The 18,012-nt window shown below is 62.0% G+C and carries 12 protein-coding genes; 5 read left to right on the top strand and 7 right to left on the bottom strand.

Annotation, left to right across the window (positions count from 1 at the left end; all coding sequences use genetic code 11):
- The first annotated feature begins 243 nt into the window (after nucleotides 1–243).
- Genes otsB through otsA form a run of 3 tightly spaced genes read left to right on the top strand, consistent with a single transcriptional unit; the run spans nucleotide 244 to nucleotide 4,153 of the window.
- Entirely contained in the window at nucleotides 244–993 is a 750-nt protein-coding gene (gene otsB / locus L598_RS00495; RefSeq protein WP_186444890.1) for a trehalose-phosphatase, read from the top strand.
- Nucleotides 990–2,771 carry a glycoside hydrolase family 15 protein gene (locus L598_RS00490; RefSeq protein WP_144858974.1) on the top strand — a complete coding sequence of 594 codons (1,782 nt, stop codon included), beginning with the start codon at nucleotides 990–992 and terminating at the stop codon, nucleotides 2,769–2,771. Before otsB ends, L598_RS00490 begins: the two co-directional genes overlap by 4 nt.
- Nucleotides 2,768–4,153 (top strand): alpha,alpha-trehalose-phosphate synthase (UDP-forming), encoded by a 1,386-nt coding sequence (gene otsA / locus L598_RS00485; protein WP_144858972.1) that lies wholly within the window; start codon nucleotides 2,768–2,770, stop codon nucleotides 4,151–4,153. The genes L598_RS00490 and otsA overlap by 4 nt, the downstream gene beginning before the upstream one ends.
- 22 nt (nucleotides 4,154–4,175) lie before the next feature.
- On the opposite strand, the gene L598_RS00480 is transcribed toward otsA, so the two are convergent.
- The 7 genes from L598_RS00480 to L598_RS00455 form a co-directional block, all read right to left on the bottom strand.
- Nucleotides 4,176–4,358, bottom strand: a complete 183-nt coding sequence (locus tag L598_RS00480) for a DUF3008 family protein (protein WP_144858970.1) — start codon at nucleotides 4,356–4,358, stop codon at nucleotides 4,176–4,178.
- An 83-nt stretch (nucleotides 4,359–4,441) separates the two neighbouring features.
- Nucleotides 4,442–4,600, bottom strand: a complete 159-nt coding sequence (locus L598_RS21325; RefSeq protein ID WP_186444889.1) for a hypothetical protein — start codon at nucleotides 4,598–4,600, stop codon at nucleotides 4,442–4,444.
- 17 nt (nucleotides 4,601–4,617) lie between these two features.
- Complete coding sequence (locus L598_RS00475) at nucleotides 4,618–4,956, bottom strand: hypothetical protein (protein ID WP_144858968.1); 339 nt, start codon at nucleotides 4,954–4,956, stop codon at nucleotides 4,618–4,620.
- Nucleotides 4,957–5,006: 50 nt separating this feature from the next.
- A complete protein-coding gene (locus tag L598_RS00470) occupies nucleotides 5,007–6,896 on the bottom strand; it encodes an acetyl-CoA hydrolase/transferase C-terminal domain-containing protein (protein WP_144858967.1) in 1,890 nt (629 codons plus the stop codon).
- Entirely contained in the window at nucleotides 6,880–9,015 is a 2,136-nt protein-coding gene (locus tag L598_RS00465) for a 3-hydroxyacyl-CoA dehydrogenase NAD-binding domain-containing protein (RefSeq protein ID WP_144858965.1), read from the bottom strand. Before L598_RS00465 ends, L598_RS00470 begins: the two co-directional genes overlap by 17 nt.
- The gene (locus L598_RS00460) at nucleotides 9,015–10,412 is read right to left on the bottom strand and encodes an acetyl-CoA C-acetyltransferase (RefSeq protein WP_144858963.1); all 1,398 of its coding nucleotides are present in this window, start codon (nucleotides 10,410–10,412) and stop codon (nucleotides 9,015–9,017) included. The genes L598_RS00465 and L598_RS00460 overlap by 1 nt, the downstream gene beginning before the upstream one ends.
- Nucleotides 10,413–10,543: 131 nt before the next feature.
- Nucleotides 10,544–11,536, bottom strand: a complete 993-nt coding sequence (locus tag L598_RS00455) for a YihY/virulence factor BrkB family protein (RefSeq protein WP_144858961.1) — start codon at nucleotides 11,534–11,536, stop codon at nucleotides 10,544–10,546.
- Between the two features lie 351 nt (nucleotides 11,537–11,887).
- On the opposite strand from L598_RS00455, the gene L598_RS00450 reads away from it, so the two are divergent.
- Together L598_RS00450 and L598_RS00445 are read left to right on the top strand one after the other, a co-directional pair.
- Nucleotides 11,888–13,702, top strand: a complete 1,815-nt coding sequence (locus L598_RS00450; protein ID WP_144859346.1) for an autotransporter assembly complex family protein — start codon at nucleotides 11,888–11,890, stop codon at nucleotides 13,700–13,702.
- Nucleotides 13,702–18,012, top strand: a 4,311-nt coding sequence (locus tag L598_RS00445) for a translocation/assembly module TamB domain-containing protein (protein ID WP_186444888.1), incomplete at its 3' end; no start/stop codon positions are given. The genes L598_RS00450 and L598_RS00445, both read left to right, overlap by 1 nt.

The following is an 18,012-nucleotide window of genomic DNA, read 5'->3' as shown; positions in this document are numbered from 1 at the left end:
ACATCCTTTCGAAACCCACTCGGCGGGGTTTCCTGGACCCTTCGGTGCGATAGTTATCCTGCGCGAAAGCCCGGTCAATGGCAGCTCGCTTCACATCGGCGTGCTCGCCTCAATTTCAGCCAAGTCAGGAAGGTTGTGCACTGCAGCAGGGTCCGTTAAACATTTGTGCCCGCGATCCAGCCATAATCATCCATCATGTCAGGATATACCGCAGATCTCCCTTCTTCAGCCGACTTGAACCTCATGGCCGGAAAGACTGCGCTTTTTCTGGATTTCGACGGCACGCTGGCCGAAATCGTGGACCATCCGGAAGAGGTTTCCGTTCATTCCGACATCATATCCGCTTTGGAGCGGCTTTGCGGCACGACGGGCGGCGCCGTGGCGATCGTGACCGGACGAGCCATCCAGGATATCGACCACTTCCTGGTGCCGCTGAAGCTGCCTGTCGCTGGCGTTCACGGTCTGGAACGGCGCGCTGCGAACGGCGCGATCACCTCCGCCACCACCAATTCCGAAGCGCTTTTGGAAGTGAGCAGGCGGCTCGAACGTCTCCAATCGGAGATAGCCGGCACGCAACTGGAGCGCAAGCCCGGATCGGTCGCGTTCCACTACCGGAAAAGGCCCGAGCTTGCCGAAGAATGCATCGCCGCGGTCCATCACGCTATTGAAGGAATGGAAGGATTGCAGATCCTCCACGGCAAGATGGTCGTGGAGGTAAAGGCCGGCAGGGCGACCAAGGCCGACGCGATTGCGGAATTCATGCATGAGGAACCCTTCGAGGGAAGGATTCCCGTCTTCGCCGGCGATGACGTGACCGACGAGGACGCCTTCGGAGAGATCGCGCGGCGCGGCGGTATTTCCATAAAGATCGGCGGCGGCGACACTACCGCCGGCTTTCGTGTCGCGGGGACAGAGGATTTTCGTAACTGGCTGTTGTCGTTGGCAACGAGTTTTGAAGGACAGATGCAATTGGACAAGGAGGCCAGATCGTGACGAGCCTCGATCTCGGAGTGGTAGGCAACTGCAGCTTTTCCGCCCTCGTCAACAGCAAGGGCAGCGTGGTCTGGTGCTGCCTGCCACGCTTCGACAGCGACCCGGTCTTCAATGGTCTCCTGCGCAATCATGGCGACGCCTTCGAGGGCGCCTTTTCGATCGAACTGGAGGATTTACGGGAGACGGAGCAGTACTACGAACCGAACACGGCCGTTCTGATCACCAGGCTGCACGGCTCGGGCGGTTCGCTGGAGATCGTGGATGTCGCCCCTCGTTTCAACTGGCGCGACCGCATTTTCCGCCCGCAGACTCTTGTGCGTCGCCTGCGTCCGCTTTCGGGCACGCCGCGCATCACCATCCGGATACGCCCGAATTTCGGCTATGGAACCATCCAGCCGGCCAAGACGCGCGGTTCGAACCATATCCGCTACAGCGGACCCGATTTCACGCTCAGGCTCTCCACCAATGCCCCGATCGACTACGTGATCGACGAGACGCGCTTCAATCTTTCAGCGCCGATCGACCTCATTCTGGGCCCTGACGAGACGCTGGGAGGATCGATTGCCGATACCGCCCGCGACTTCGAGGAGCGTACCTCCCAGTACTGGCGGGACTGGGTGGCTCGGCTGGCGCTGCCCCTCGAATGGCAGGACGCGGTCATCCGGGCCGCCATCACGCTCAAGATGTGCACCTATGAGCCGACCGGCGCGATCATCGCGGCGATGACAACGAGCATCCCCGAATCTCCCGATAGCGGCCGCAACTGGGACTATCGCTTCTGCTGGCTGAGGGATGCCTTCTTCGTCGTGCGGGCCCTGAACAGCCTCGGCGTGATCCATACCATGGAAAACTACTTCCGCTTCCTGATGGATCTTGTGCCGGAAGCGGAAGGCGGTCATCTGCAGCCCGTCTACGGCATCGGTCGCGAGCGCATACTGACCGAGAGCGTGCTCGACAATTTCGACGGCTATCGCGGCATGGGGCCAGTTCGCAAGGGCAATCAGGCCTATGAGCACTACCAGCACGACGTCTACGGCAATGTCATCCTGGGGTCGGCACAGATCTTCTTCGACAAACGCATCCAGATGAAGGCTGGATTGACAGATTTCGAGCAGTTGGAGGCCGCCGGCGAACAGGCCTACCGGCTGCACAACGAGCCGGACGCCGGCATGTGGGAACTTCGCTCGCGCTCACGCATTCATACCTCATCCAGCCTGATGTGCTGGGCGGCCTGCGACCGGCTCGCTCACATTGCGGTCCAGCTCGATCAACATGATCGCGCCAAGCGCTGGAGAAAAAGAGCCGATGAGATCAAGGCCCGCATTCTTGCTGAGGCCTGGTCTGAAAAACGTCAGGCATTCGTCGAGAGCTTCGGAGGTGAAACCCTTGATGCGAGCGTGCTCCTCATGGCTGAAGTCGGTCTCATCGACCCGAAGGATCCCCGCTTCGTCAGCACCGTCGATCAGCTTGAGCGGACGCTGGCCAGAGGACCGCACATGATGCGCTATGAGGCGCCGGATGACTTCGGCGTGCCGGACGTGGCCTTCAATATATGCGCCTTCTGGCGCCTCGACGCACTCGCCCGCATCGGCAGGCAGGAGCAGGCCCGCGAAATCTTCGAGGCCCTGCTTGCAGCCCGTAACCCGCTCGGCATGCTGTCGGAAGATACCGATCCGACAACGGGCGAGATGTGGGGCAACTATCCCCAGACCTACTCCATGGTCGGCATCATAAACGCGGCACGCCGCCTGTCGCGATCATGGGAGACCGTGGTGTGAAACGGCTTGTGGTCGTGTCCAACCGCGTCGCCGACCTGACCAAAACCAGCCAGTCAGGCGGCCTCGCCGTTGGCCTTGCCGACTCTCTCAAAATCCGCGGCGGCCTGTGGATGGGATGGGACGGCAGGAGGCTCAATTCCGACGAGCCGCCCGAGCCGGTCGTCAAGACAACCGGCGAGATAACCCAGGCGACTCTGCCGCTCACCGAGGACGACTATGCCGAATATTATCTCGGCTTCTCCAACAGCGTGCTGTGGCCGCTCTTCCATTACCGGCTCGATCTGGTCGAGTATCGAGGCACCTTTATGGAAGGCTATCGGCGCGTGAATGCCAAATTCGCCGACGCCCTCCTTCCGCTCCTGCGGCCAGACGACATCATCTGGGTGCATGACTATCATCTTATTCCGCTGGCGGCTGAACTTAGGCAGCGCGGCTGCAGTCAGCGGATGGGATTTTTCCTGCATATCCCCTTCCCGCCGCCGGAGATTCTTACCGCCGTGCCACGGCATCGTCGGCTGATAGAAGATCTCCTGCAATTCGATCTCATTGGTCTGCAGACCAATACGGACCTTGCGAACCTACACCGCTATATCGAGGAATATCTGAAAGAGCAGGTGGACAAGGACGGAACGGTCCATCACGGACAGCGCAAGGTCTTCATCGACAGCTTCCCCATCGGCATAGATGTCGATGCCTTTGCCGAAATGGCCGAGGAGCCAAATGACGCGGTCCAGATCGAGACCATGCGGAGGGCGATCCTTGGCCGCAAGCAGATTATCGGCGTCGATCGCCTCGATTACACCAAGGGTTTGCCGGACAGGCTGAAGGCATTCAGTCGGCTTCTGGAGCTCTATCCGGAAATGCGCAAATCCGTCACCCTGATGCAGATCGCAACGCCGACGCGCGAAGAGGTCGAGGCCTATACCGAGATACGCAGCGAACTGGAGGCATTGTCGGGCCAGATCAATGGCCGCTTCGCCGATTTCAACTGGACGCCGGTGCACTATATCCACGGCGCAGTGCCGCGCGAGGCGCTTGCAGCCCTCTTCAGGGCCAGCCAGGTCGGCTTCGTCACGCCGCTGCGCGACGGCATGAATCTGGTGGCGAAGGAATATGTGGCCGCCCAGGATCCCAACGATCCGGGCGTGCTGGTCCTTTCCAAATTCGCAGGCGCGGCGGAAGACTTGCACGAGGCTCTGATTGTCAATCCCTATGACGTGGACGACATGGCGAAGTCTCTCTGCCGTGCCTTGACCATGCCGCTCGAGGAGCGGAAGGAACGTCAGAACGCCTTGATGAAACGGATACGCCAGCACGACGCCCAAAGCTGGGCGGACAGCTTCATAGAAGCATTGGAAAACTGCCCGTCCATTGCCGCCTGAGGCAGGCTGCAACCACTATGCCCTATTTCTTCTTGCCGGGCAGGTTCTTGCGCTTGGTTTCGGCCAATTCTTCCAGCTCCTTCTCGGTCATGGATTCGACCATTCCCTTCGAAGCTCCCCTGAGCTTGGATTTCGGCGTCTCGCCTCGTTTTGCCGAAAGTGCAGCTCCGGCCGCCTTCTGCTGAGCTTTCGATTTGGCAGGCATCGCCATCTCCATTCAGATGATGTTTTGACAAGAAGATCTGTTCGGGCGGATTGTTCCCGGGCAAGGCCGGTGAAGGGCTGGTCTCAACGCTTCTCCTCGTAAAGCTCCCGCGTCGCCCGATCTCGCATGGCCTGCTCGCCGGGGCTGAGATAGCGCCTCCGAGCCAATGCGAAACCGAGAGCGATTCCGAGGATCAAAGGGCCGGCAGCAACCGCGAAAAGCCAAAGGTAATCAATGAACATGATCCGATCCTCTCATATCATTCGTCTTCCCCGCCCTCGTTCTCGGGGGTTTCGGGGAGCGCGCGTGGGGGAATAACCGGCGTCTTGCCCTCGTCCGGCGCTGGCTCGACAAATTCCGGGTCGCCTGTTGGTGGCGGTTTGAGGACCCCGCCGCAATCGGCAAGTCGTTCGGCCCGATTTTCAGAACTGCGATCAAGGCCGCTCTCACCGTTGGCCTGGCTGTTGTCCGGCGGCACGACGCATTCTTCATCGGCGGACGGGTCCTCCTGGTCCTGCGCCTGAACGGCCAAGCCGCAGCCCAGGAGGGCGGCAAATGCCACCATAGCAAGAGTCGGTAGGTGATTGGCGCGTTCCATCATTCTCTTCCGGGCGTTCAAGAGACGAACACCCTGGAAGCCGAAATGTTTCAGTTGATTGGCGGCTGTGCCTTCTGCCTCATCGCCCGCAGTAGAAGCCGGGAATAGACATGCTCCTTGAGACCGGATGGATCGGCAAGCTTCATGCGCCGAAGCGCAGCGGTCTCCTTTGCATCGGGCAAAGCCTGACCCAGGCTTCCCACAAGCATGCGGACAAGCGACAGGCGCGATGCGCCCGCCTGTTTCAGGCGCTCCAGGGCCGGGAGCAACCGCTGTTCCTCCTCGGTGAATTCGGTGCCGAAAGGGAATGTCATGCACCAGCCCTCCGCCTTCAGCGGCTTCAGGGCGTCGGCGATCCTTTCCGGCACATTGTTGCGGAAAGCCAGCGGGATTTCATAATCCCTTTCGATCTTTCCGGCCGATTTCGCCTTATCGAGAAGTTCATCCTGAAAAGCGGCATCGGCAATGTTCAGCATCGCCGCAACGCAATCGCGATCGGTTTTCCCGCGCAGATCCGCGACGCCGTATTCTGTCACCACTATATCGCGCAGATGGCGAGGGATCGTGGTGTGACCATAGGACCATACCAGCCGTGACTGGCGCCGCCTGTCCTTGCTGCGCGAAGCGTTGAGCGTGATAATGGAGCGCGCATCCCGAAGCGCAAAGGCTTGGGCGACGAAATTGTACTGGCCGCCAACCCCGGAAACGATCCTGCCGTCCTCAAGCGCGTCGGAGACCGTCGCGCCGAGCATGGTCACCATCATGGCGTTGTTGACGAAGCGTGCATCGACGCGATCGGCGCGCTTGCGCTCCTCCTTGCCATAGAGATCGTTGACGAAGGAGATGCCGCACATGCGGAAGAGCGCCCTCTCCTCGTCCGGAAGCTCCCTCAGGAAACGATAGAAGGCTTCGCTGCCGACGAAGAAACCCGCATGAAGCACCGCTCCGTCCGAGGCGCGGCGCTTGAGGATGCCTTCGCGGTAAAGGTCCATGAAGCCATCGACGAACATCTCGCTTGCCGCGTAGAGACCTTTCGCAAACAAGCCTGTTTCACCCAAAATTCGGCTTTGGACGCCGGGTGGTGTCAGCCTTTCGATGGCGGCACGGAAAAGCTCCGGTTCCCGGTGCCGCAACACCAGTCCTGCGGTCAGTGCATCTCCAAGCGATCCAATGCCGATCTGCAGCGTTCCGCCATCCTTGACGAGTCCGGCCGCATGGAGTCCGACAGCGTGGTCGGCATCGGTCACCGGGCTTCGCGGCGCCACAAAAAGCTTGCCGTCGCTATGCTCGCCCTCCAGCACGTGATCGAAATCGGCAGCCGGCAGCACGGCCTCGCCCGGCATGAAGGGCAATTGCGAACTCACCTCGCCGACGAGCAGAAAGGGCTCCTTGCGCGCCTTCAACTCGGGCAGGATGTCGAGCGTGATGTCGGGATTGCAGGAAAGACTGTATCGCGCATCGGCTCCTTCGCCGCGTTTCGCCACGAGTTGCGCGATGACATTGATGCCGCGGTCGAGTATGTAGCGCGCTGCGTGGGTGTAATTTGCCGAAACATAATGCTGCTGCGCCGGCGCGACCAAAAGCCAGCGCCCGGCCAGGAAGAAAAATTCGTTGACACGGATATTGCCTGGAACCGTGCCGGTGCGCAGGGCTTCCACATAGGCAAGCCCCTGATAATCCGGGAAAAGCCGCTCGACGAGCGGTTCGGCGAAGCGGCGCTCCATATCGCTAGACCAGCCCGGCTTTTCCAACGACAGAGCCGTGAAGATGGTCAGGTCTATCGACGGATCGGCGACCGCCCTGTCAAAAAGCGCATTGGCGATGCTGTTGGCCTTGCCTAGACCGAGAGGGAGCGCCAGCAGGATGCGGCGGCCGATCGTCTCCAGGATCCGCTCGGCAACGCTCTCGGCTTTGTGGTGATATTCAGGTGGTTTCGCCAACCTTCTCGCCAGAGCCTTCCGCCCCCAAAGCTTCCCAACCCTTGTCCGGAGCGAAGCGTGCGCCGTGCTTCTGGGCAAGCTGTGTCAGTTTTTGCACGATGGCGCCAGTGCCTCGACTGCGCGCATAGTGGATGGGACCACCCCTGAAGGGGGCGAAGCCGGTTGCGAAGATCATCGCGCCGTCAAGCGTCTCCTCGTCTTCGACCACGCCTTCGCGGAGGCAGCGCACGCAAGTGTTGAGCATGGGCAGGATGAGCCGGTCAGCCATTTCGCTATCGGGTGCTGGCGCATCTTCCGCTTTTTGCGGCTTGCCCTTTGAATCATATGCATAGAGGCCCTTGCCCGCCTTGCGCCCGGTTTCGCCGCTTTCGACCTTTTTGACCAACCATGCTGGAATGTCCGGCATCGGGTCCTCCAGGCTCTCCTTGAGCATTTTCGCCACTTCGAGCCCTATATCGAGCCCGACCCGGTCGGCAAGCTCGATCGGCCCCATCGGCATCCCGAAATCTTCCGCCGCGCGGTCGATCGTCTCCTTCGCCATCCCCTCGTCGAGCATGACGAAGGCCTCAACCAGATAAGGGGTCAGGCATCTGTTGACGAGAAACCCCGGCGCGCTCCCGACCGGCGCCGGCAACCGGTCGATTGCACCGCAAAATGCGCGTCCTCGAGCCAGCGTCTCGGCACTGGTCTTGTCATGGCCTACTACCTCAACCAGTTCCATGCGGCTAACCGGATTGAAGAAATGCAACCCGATCAGTTTCTCAGGTGTTTTCAATCCCTTGCGCAACTCTTCAAGAGGAATGCTCGAAGTGTTCGTGGCCAGGATCGCGCCTTCCTTCGTCTTCGGAACGGTCGCTTCGAAGACCCTGTGCTTCACTTCCGCCTTCTCGGCCACCGCCTCGATCACGAGATCGGCGCTTGCCACGCCCGCGCCGGCGAAATCGGGGATCAACCGGTCGAGCGCATCGCGCCGCTCTATGCGTGAATGGAGCCGTTCGTCATAAAACTCCGACGCTCGGCCGATCGCCTTGGCAATCGCCTGCGGATCGAGGTCCGAAAGCGTTACCACCATGCCCCTCGATGCGCACCACGCCGCGATTTCTCCGCCCATCGTGCCGGCGCCGATCACATGCACACGGCGGACGCCGCTGTCGCCCTTGCCATGGCTCTTGAGCTTCTCGCGCAGGAAGAAAACCCGGATGAGGTTCTGTGCCGTCTCGCTGACCAGCAGCTCCGAGAAGGACCTGATCTCCGCTCGCTGCATGGCTTTGGCATCGCCGCCATGCTCCTCCCACAGGTCGATGAGGCGGTAAGGAGCCGGGTAGTGTTTCTTGGGAACCCGCTTTTCCGCCTGCGTCCTCATCTGGCGCGCCGCAAGCTGCCGAGCAGGCGCGAAGCCGAGCAAGCCCGCCTTCCAGTTTCCGCGGTCGGTCCTGAGCGTGTCCCCGATTGCCGCGCGCACGGCATTCTCCACATGCCGTTCCTCCACCACTGCATCGACCAGACCGAGCGCCTTGGCTTTCTTGGCGTCAACCGTCTTGCCGGTCAGCATCATCGTCATCGCTTCCATCGGGTCGATGAGCGCCGGCAGGCGGAAGGTGCCGCCGAGACCCGGATGGATGCCAAGCATGACTTCGGGGAAGCCGAGTTTGGCATCACCGACGGCGATCCTGTATCGGCAGGCCAGAGCGAGTTCCAGGCCGCCGCCGAGACAATGGCCGTGGATCACCGCAACGCTCGGAATGGCTAGACGCGCAAGACGGTCCACAATGGCATGGGCGCGTGTCATGCGGGTCTCGACCTCATGGGCTTCCTTGACGTCCTTGAAGTCGCGGATATCCGCTCCCGCGATGAAACCACTCTTCTTGGCGGAACGGATGACAACCCCCTTTGCGCCCATGCCCTCTATGTCATTGAGCGCGGCATCAAGTTCCGCCATGACGGCTTCGGAAAGCGTGTTGGCACTGTCATTGGCGCGATCGAGGAGCAGCCAGGCAATGCCTTCGGCGTCTTTGGCAAGTCTCCAATGGCTGAAGCTGCCGGATGCGACCCCGCTCGGCCCAAGCTCGATGTTGCGTGGCTCCAGCACATTCCAGACGGATGCTTTGGTGACGGGCATCAGACCACCTCCAGAAGCATGGCTCCGCCTTGCCCGCCGCCGATGCATTCTGTGGCGAGGCCCCGTTTCAGCCCCAGACGGCGCATGGCATTGACGAGATGAAGCACGATACGGTTGCCGCTCGTGCCGACCGGATGCCCCAGGCTGATCGCACCGCCATCGACATTCAGCCGGTCGCGGGCAATGCGGCCGAATATGCCGTCGAGACTGAGTACATCACGGCAATATTCCTCATCTTCCCATGCCGCGAGACAAGCGAGCACTTGGACGGCGAAGGCTTCATTAAGCTCCCACAGATCGATGTCCTGGCGCGAAAGGCCCTGCCGCGTGAGCAATTCGGTCGAACAAAGCGTCGGACCGAGCCCCATGATCGATGGATCGAGCGCCGACCATTCGCTGTCGATGATGCGGGCGACCGGCTGCAATCCGTATTTTTCCACCGCCGCCTCCGAGGCGAGGATAACCCAGCAAGCACCGTCGGTGATCTGCGAGGAATTGCCGGCCGTAACCTTGCCGAACGGCTTCTCGAAGACCGGATTGAGCTTGGCGAGCTTTTCCATGGATGTATCCGGCCTCACGCCGTCGTCGCGGTCGAAGATCGTGCCATCTCGGGCGATCGCCGGAACAACCTCGCCCTCTAGGAAACCGCTGTTCTGTGCCCGCGCCAGTCTTTGATGGCTTTCCAGCGCATAGGCGTCAGCGGCTTCCCGCGTTATCCCGAAGAGATGGCCTATAACTTCGGCCGTTTGGCCCATATTGAGCTCGGTGATCGGATCGGTCAGCCCGCGTTCGAGTCCGATCACGGGTTTTGCCATTTCCGGCCTCAGACCGCCCATGGCTGCAGCCTTCTCGAAGGGAGACTTGGCCGCGGCAAAGCGGCCGAACCATTCCACCGCCTCCTGCCGCAGCACCAGCGGTGCATGCGACAGCGCCTCCGCGCCGCCGGCCAAAATGAGATCCGCCTTGCCGCTCTCTATAGTGCGGAAGGCAGTGTCTATCGACTGCATGCCAGAACCGCAATTGATCTGCACGGTGAAAGCGGTCATTCCCGCGCCCATGCCGAGCCGGAGAGCGGCTACCCGCGCCGGGTTCATCTCGTCCGCAATGACGTTGACGCAGCCCAGGATAACCGTGTCGAAGGCATCCGCAGCGAAAGGCTGGCGCATCAGGAGCGGCCGCCCGCATTGCACTGCCAGATCGACCGGCGTGAACGGCCCAGGCTTGCCGCGCGCCCGCAGGAAGGGCGTCCGTGCACCATCGATGAGGTAGACGGGCCTGCCGGTCGTGTCGGTGACGGCGCGCCGGACCTGTCCGGCAGCGCGGCGCGGCAGCGGCTTGCCTCCGGCGGTCACCGACGATCTTGGCCTTTTGGCCGAAGTTCCTGGTTGGCCCGCCATCTATTGCTTCCCCGCTACCGGCATGTCGTCTGTCATGAAGACCTGCGGAATGGTCATGGCTCCCCTTGCAATCAGCTAAATTGCGAACGCGACAGCCATTCCGATGGTTCCGGCTGTTCTTCTCACAATGCCTATTTGGGTGCCCTGCCTTCTTCCGCCGATCTTCCAAGCGTATCGGCAACCACCGCACCCCGGCTGCCGAGAGGCTTCGGCCGCCCGATCGTGGAGTCATGCGCCGTCTGGTGCTCCATTTCGGCGTTGAGCTTCGCGCATACCAGCAGGATCATCACCGAAATCCAGGTCCACATCATGAAGCCTATGACTGCGCCCAGGGAGCCATAGGTGGCGTTGTAATCGGCGAAATTCTGCAGATAGAACGAGAAGCCGGCCGAGGCCGCCAGCCATATGACGGTTGCGATCACGCAACCCCAGGTGATCCAGCGCCATTTTGGCCGCTCGCGGCTCGGTCCGTAGCGGTAAATGATCGCTATGGCTAAGGCGATGACCAGAAGCATCAACGGCCAGCGCAAAAGCCGGATAAGCAGTTCCGTCACGGCTTCCAGGTTGAGGAAAGCAAGGACAGCCGGCACCACCCCGACGGATATGATCATCAGGATTCCCAGGACCATCGCCATCAGGGTGAAGGTCAGCGACAGGAGGTTCAGGGCGATGAATCCCCGCTTCTCCTTCTCTTCATAGGCGATGTTCAGCGCATCGAAGAGCGCCTTGATGCCGGCATTGGCGCTCCAGAGCGCCACCAGCAAGGCGATGATGAAGCCGATTGAAAGGGCGCTCCGGTCCTGCGAAGCCAGGGCGCTCAACTGCTCGCGGATAATGTCGATGCCCCCTGAAGGAAGCAGCCCGCCGAGATAGGAGACATGATCGGCGATGGTCACGGGATCGGCCACGAAGCCGTACAAGGACACGAAGGCCGTCAGCGCGGGAAAGAGCGCCAGAAGGAGATAGAATGTCACTCCGGCGGCTACCAGCATGATCCGGTCCTCGCTCACCTCCCGGAAAACGCGCCACAAGATATCCTTCCAGCCGGTCAGCGGAATCTGCCTCGGATATTCGGCATTCCTGCCGCGTCCGGATTCGCGAGCTCTCTCTTCTGTTGTTTTCATGCCTCACACTGTCTGCATTTTAACGGAAGGATCAAAGCCGTTATTGGACATGCGCGCCGGAGTCGTCTAACCCTTTTGGCATCAAACCTTCGGATGTGCCAATGCCGCCAGCCTCTGGTTCTTCCGAAGAAAGAGCTTGGGAACCAATAAGGTTCAAGCTTTTCTTCAAGGCGGCAAAGGTAGGGATTACGGGTTGGAGCGTCTCGGTTCTTCGCGGAGCCGGCAGGAGGGAAGTGGTTGAGTAGTCCTGACGCAACGCGAAATCGGCACAAGCGGCTGCGACTTGCGCTTTTGCTCGGTGTAGCATTGGCAGGCAATGTCGGTCCCGGCTTGGCATTCGAACTCTTCGGCATGAAGTTCTTCGAGCGCGACACGTCGGAAGACGAGGTCATCGGCACGCCGCAGGAATATACGGTCGACTTTCAGGTCTCCGGCGACGAGGGTGACCTCGAGAAGGTACTGAAAGGATCCTCCAACCTTTGGGCCGACCGCGAGGAACCCGCTTCCGGCGCCGCGGGCCTGCTCGCCAAGGCAAAGGGCGACTATCGCCGGCTGCTTGACGCGCTCTACGGCGAAGCGCGCTATGGCGGCACGATCAGCATCCTTATCGACGGGCGCGAGGCGGACGGCCTGCTTGCAAATGCCGAATTCGCCAGTCCCGCCAATGTCCAGGTTCTGGTCAATCCAGGTCCTGTCTTCCATTTCAACGAGGCGCGAATCGTCAACCGCGCCCCGCCGCCGACGAGCCGCCGCGACGAAGTCGATCTTCCCGAGCAGGAGGGCTTCACTCGCGGTGAAGCTGCCCGCTCAGGCACGATCCTGAAAGCCGGCAGGCTGTCGATCGATGCCTGGCGCCAACAGGGCTACGCCAAGGCGGAACTGGCGGACGAGCGGGTGGTCGCGGCCCATGACAGCGCTACCATCGACGCCCGGCTGACCGTCGATCCCGGCCGCAAGGCCTATTACGGCGCCGTCGGCGTCCAGGGCACCGACCGGATGGATCCGGAATTCGTAGCCCGGCAGACGGGGCTGGTGCCCGGCCAGGAATATGACCCCGACGACATCAAGGACGCCTCCGACCGCCTCGCCCGGCTTGATGTCTTCCGTTCCGCCCGCATACAGGAGGCGGAGGAGATCGGCCCGGGCGGGCAGTTGCCGATCCAGGTCATCGTGCAGGAACGCCTGCCGCGCCGCTTCGGCGTGGGCGGATCCTATTCCACGGTGGACGGCCTCGGCCTGGAGGCCTTCTGGTTACACCGCAATCTCTTCGGCCGCGCCGAGCGCCTGCGCATAGAGGGCAAGGTCGCCGGCATCGGGGAGACATTCGACCCGACGGAATTCACCTATCGCGTCGGTGGTATCTTCACCAAGCCCGGCGTCTATACGCCGGACACCGATTTCGTCGCCTCGCTCTATGGCGACAGGGAAGTGCTTGACGCCTATACGCGCAATAGCGTCACGGCCGAAACCGGCTTCACCCATATGTTCAGCAAGGAGCTGTCCGGGCGCCTCCTCGTCAATGGCAGTTATTCGCAATTCGAGGACGATGTTTTTGGCAAGCGCGAATTCGTCACCGTCGGCCTGCTGGGCGGCCTGACATACGATAGCCGCGACAACGCCGCCGACGCCACCGAAGGCATCTATGTCGAGGCGGTGGCAGAGCCTTTCTACGAGTTCAATTACGGCAATTTCGCCACCCGTTTCACAGCCGAGGGCCGCACCTACTACGGATTTGGCGAAGACAACAGGATCGTGCTCGCCGGACGCCTGAAGCTTGGCAGTCTCGTTGGCGCCTCGATTGCGGAACTGCCGCCGGACAAGCTGTTCTTCGCTGGTGGCGGCGGCTCGGTACGCGGATATGCCTATCGCAATATCGGCGTCGAAACACCGGACGGCATCGTCGGCGGGCGCTCGCTGATCGAGGGATCGGCGGAAATCCGCGCCCGCGTGACGCAATCCATCGGCGTCGTGGGCTTTGTCGATGCCGGCTATGTGAGTTCGGAATCCTTTCCCGACTTTTCGGAGGACCTGAAGCTCGGCGCGGGCGTGGGGCTGCGCTATCTTACCGGTCTCGGACCGATCCGGCTGGATGTGGCCGTGCCGCTCGATCCCGGTCCGGACGACCCCGATTTCGCTTTCTATGTGGGAATAGGACAGGCCTTCTGATGCGGATCCTGCTCGCCATCGTCCTGCTTTTTCTGACCCTGCCCGCGCTGGCTCAGGACACGCCGGAAGAAGAACGCTCCTTCTTCCTCTCCTTCATCGAGGACCAGCTTTCCACGCCGAACCGGCAGATCAGGATTTCCGGCATACAGGGTGTGCTCTCCTCCAATGCCACCATCGGCCAGATCACGATTGCGGACCGCGAGGGCATATGGTTGCGCATCACCAACGCCTCGATCATATGGAGCCGGACGGCCCTGTTGCTTCGCCAGCGGCTGGAAGTCGAGCGCCTCGCGGCCGACAGCATTGAGGTCCTGCGCAAGCCACTCCCCGAGGAGGGCCTTCCACCGCCCGAATCCAGCTCGTTCCAGATCCCCGAATTGCCAATCGCGATCGACCTTGCGCGCCTGGAAGTGCCTTCTGTAAGCTTCGGGGCCGACGTTTTCGGGCTTGAATCGGAGCTTTCAGTCGAGGGACGGCTCCGCCTGGAAGGCGGGACGCTTGATACCGAGCTTGCCATCCGGCGTCTCGACGGGCCGGGAGGACAGTTTGCGCTGGCCGCGCAATATGCCAACGATACCCGCATCCTCGACCTCGACCTGTCTCTGCAGGAACCTGCAAACGGCATCGTCGCCAATCTGCTGAGCATCGAAGGCCGGCCTCCCCTTTCGCTGACGCTTGCCGGCTCCGGTCCGCTCGACCAGCTTGACATAACGCTGGCGCTCGATGCGGAGGGACAGCGTGTTCTCGACGGCACGGCCAACCTGCGCCGCCAGTCCGAAGGGATCGGCTTCCAGACGGAGCTTTCCGGCCCGATCGCGCGGCTCATCCCCGAGCGCTTCCGCGATTTCTTTGGCGCGGAGACGATGCTCACGGCCAACGGCGTGGCCAAGGATGCCGGCGGCTTCACGCTCGAATCCCTCAATCTCGACAGCGCCGCGCTTCATCTCGAAGCTGCTGCCGATACCGGTGCCGATGGTTTCCTGCAACGCCTGGCGCTCAATGCGGCAGTGGAGGATTCAACCGGAGATACCGTCCTTCTGCCTGTACCTGGCGGCGAGACCACGGTTCAACGCGCCGCCCTTACGCTCGATTTCGGCGGAGCTGGCAGTGAGGAATGGGACGGCAGGCTGGACATTTCGCAGCTTACCACCGGCGACTTCGCAGCCGAAAGCGTCGCAATCGATCTCGGCGGCGTTGCCGAGAACCTGAACCTGCCCGACCAGCGCCGCATCAGCTTCAATGCCGAAGGCGGCATTTCAGGCATCATCGCCGAGCAGGCCGACATCGCCGAGGCCCTTGGCAACGAAATCCGCCTTGACGTGGSGGGCGACTGGCGAGCCGAACAGCCCGTGGCGCTGGAACGGGCCGAGCTTTCCGGCAACGGCCTCAGCGTCTCGCTCGCCGGCGAGATCGCCGAACTCGCCTTTAATGGCGATATAGGCGTGAGAGCTTCCAGCATCGTGCCGTTTTCCGGTCTTGCCGGCCGCGATCTTTCCGGCGGACTGGACCTCAAGGCAAACGGCACGGTCGAACCGGTGACCGGCGCCTTCGATCTCACGCTCGACGGCAGCGCCACGGAGTTGCGCATCGGCAATGACGCAGCCGACAATCTGCTCAACGGCACGACGAGGCTCACCGGCCGCGTGGCGCGCGGCGAACAGGGACTGAGGACCGAAAATTTCCGCGTCGCCAATGACCAACTCCAACTGACCGCCGATGGCGTCTTCGCCTCCGGTGCGGCGGATTTCGATCTTGATTTCGCTCTCGAGGACCTCGCACTCGTTTCCGATAGTGCTTCGGGCCGTCTTACCGCCACGGGGCGGGCAGCGGGCAGCGACGGCCGCATCAATCTCACCTTCGGCGCGGATGTCCCATCCGGTTCCCTCATCGGCAAGCGCTTGACCGAAGCCGGAATCGATTTCGAAGGCGTGCTGCAGGATAGCGCCTTGACCGGCGCGGTGACGGGGAGCGCGTTCCTCGACGGTGTTCGCGCCGATCTCGCCACCGACATCGCGGTCAGGGATGGCGAGCGCCGGCTTTCGAACCTCGACTTCTCCGCCGGGGGAGCGCGCGCCACGGGCGGGGTTGTTCAGAACCGTGACGGGCTGCTCGAAGGCAACCTGACGGTGGAGGCAGCCGATATTTCCACGGCCGCGGCCCTTTTCCTTGCCGAGGCAAGCGGCTCGATCAACGCCGATATCCAGCTTGCCCATGCCGATGGCAGGCAGAATGCCGAGGCATCCGGTGACGTCCGCAATCTCCGTGTGGAGACGAATTCCATCGGTTCAGCGGATTTCCAGGCCGCGATCGAGGATCTGTTCGGCGTACCGCTCGTCAATGGCACCATCGACGCCCGCGACCTTTCGGCAGGCGGGATCGACGTGGCGACCTTGCGGGCGGACGCTACACGCAGCGGCGAAACGACGGAGTTTTCCGCCAATGCCACGCTGGACAATGGAGCGGCCCTTTCGACCAGCGGTTCTCTCAGCCCGCAGGATGGCGGTTTCGACCTGACGCTCAACGAGGCCGAATTGTCCCAAGCGGAACTGAATGCTCGGCTCTTGGAGCCGGCAGCGATCCGGCTGCGCGGCGAGAATGTCTCCTTCGATACGATCACGATCGACGCTGGCGGTGGGCAGATCGCGGCACGCGGCGAAGTTGCCCGGGAAATCGACGTGGCGTTGCAGATCCGGGACCTGCCCTTGGCCATTGCGAATTCCATCCGCCCGGATCTCGAACTCGGCGGTACGGTCAACGGCACCGCCACTGTCACCGGGCCTCGTGATACGCCGAGCATCGACTTCGACATAGCCGGCCGGCAATTGCGCGCCGCCGCCCTCGCCCAGGCAGGCCTCAGTTCGCTCACGATCGACGCAACCGGCACGACCACCGCCGAGCGCCTGACGGTGGATGCAAGAGTGACCAGCCCCGAGGGTCTCAATGCCGCGGCGCGTGGCGCAGTGCCGATCGGCGGCGAAGGTTCCATGTCGCTCAACATAGATCTGAACGCCTTCCCTCTCGCGGTCGCTAATGCCGTTGCGCCGGGACAGGATCTTGGCGGCCAGATTTCGGGTACGGCGCGCGTCACAGGCACCCTGACATCCCCGGAAGCCAGTTTCGATCTGCGCGGCGACGGGCTCACGGCAGCGCCTCTGGCCGAGTTCGGCGCAGCCCCCCTCCAGCTTTCGGCCAATGGCCGCTTTGCCGACGAGACCGTCACCCTTTCCGCGCTGCGCACCACTGGACCGCAGGGGCTGACCGTATCGGCCAGCGGCCGTCTGCCGGTCTCCGGCACCGGCCTGGCGCTCGATGTGGACGGTACCATACCGCTTGCCCTCGCAAACAACATGCTTGCCGAGCGCGGCGCGACCGTCACCGGCACGTTGAACGTGGACGCAAATATTTCAGGCAGCCTTTCGCAGCCGGCGATCAACGGAAACTTCTCCACTTCCAACGCGCAGGCGATCGACCCGGAATCGAATGTCCGGCTGAATCCGATTCAGGTTTCGGGCACCATTCAAGGCGAGACCATATCGATCAATTCTGCCACCGCCACGCTGGCGTCCGGTGGCTCGATCTCTATCGGCGGCACAATCTCGACCAATGCGGTCGCGAATTTCCCGGCCGATCTCAACATCCGCCTCAACGAGGCGAGCTATACGGATGGCGAAATGGTCGCCGCAACGGTCAGCGGCGCCATGTCGCTCACTGGTCCCCTTACCCGAGATCCGCTGCTTTCGGGCGACCTGACTTTGTCGCGTGCGGAAATCACCGTGCCGGAGAATCTCGGYSGCAGCGGTGCCGCCGGCATCAATGTCAAACATATCAATCCGCCGCCTGCCGTGCAGCGGACGCTGGAACGCGCGAAGGCCGATGACGGCACACCCATGCCTTCCAGCCGGCCGAGCGTGCTCCGGCTCAATGTGCGGGTCAACGCCCCTGCCCGCATCTTCGTGCGCGGCCGCGGGCTTGACGCCGAACTCGGCGGCTCGGTCGAACTCGCCGGGTCGGTCAACAACATCCAGCCAGTCGGCGGTTTTGAGATGATACGCGGGCGGCTCTCCATCCTCGGCAAGCGCATCACCTTCGACGAGGGTACGGTCACACTGGTGGGCGATCTCGATCCGTTCCTTGATTTCGTGGCTCGTTCGGAAGGCGACATAACCGTCTTCATAACGGTGCGCGGCCGGGTATCCGATCTCGATATCGCTTTCTCCTCGCAGCCCGAACTGCCCCAGGACGAGGTTCTGGCGCGGCTCATCTTCAATCGTGGCATACAGGATTTGTCCCCCATGCAGATCGCCCGGCTC

It is taken from the genome of Mesorhizobium sp. J18, from assembly GCF_007829525.1.
GTDB lineage: Bacteria > Pseudomonadota > Alphaproteobacteria > Rhizobiales > Rhizobiaceae > VLJP01.
This window is presented reverse-complemented; position numbering and strand designations above follow the sequence as displayed.

Bases quoted from the DNA above. Each gene is read 5' to 3' on its own strand.
- otsB (WP_186444890.1), top strand. From the start codon at position 244: ATGGCCGGAAAGACTGCGCTTTTTCTGGATTTCGACGGCACGCTGGCC.
- L598_RS00480 (WP_144858970.1), bottom strand. From the start codon at position 4,358: ATGCCTGCCAAATCGAAAGCTCAGCAGAAGGCGGCCGGAGCTGCACTT.
- L598_RS21325 (WP_186444889.1), bottom strand. From the start codon at position 4,600: ATGTTCATTGATTACCTTTGGCTTTTCGCGGTTGCTGCCGGCCCTTTG.
- L598_RS00475 (WP_144858968.1), bottom strand. From the start codon at position 4,956: ATGGAACGCGCCAATCACCTACCGACTCTTGCTATGGTGGCATTTGCC.
- L598_RS00465 (WP_144858965.1), bottom strand. From the start codon at position 9,015: ATGCCCGTCACCAAAGCATCCGTCTGGAATGTGCTGGAGCCACGCAAC.
- L598_RS00460 (WP_144858963.1), bottom strand. From the start codon at position 10,412: ATGGCGGGCCAACCAGGAACTTCGGCCAAAAGGCCAAGATCGTCGGTG.
- L598_RS00455 (WP_144858961.1), bottom strand. From the start codon at position 11,536: ATGAAAACAACAGAAGAGAGAGCTCGCGAATCCGGACGCGGCAGGAAT.
- L598_RS00450 (WP_144859346.1), top strand. From the start codon at position 11,888: ATGAAGTTCTTCGAGCGCGACACGTCGGAAGACGAGGTCATCGGCACG.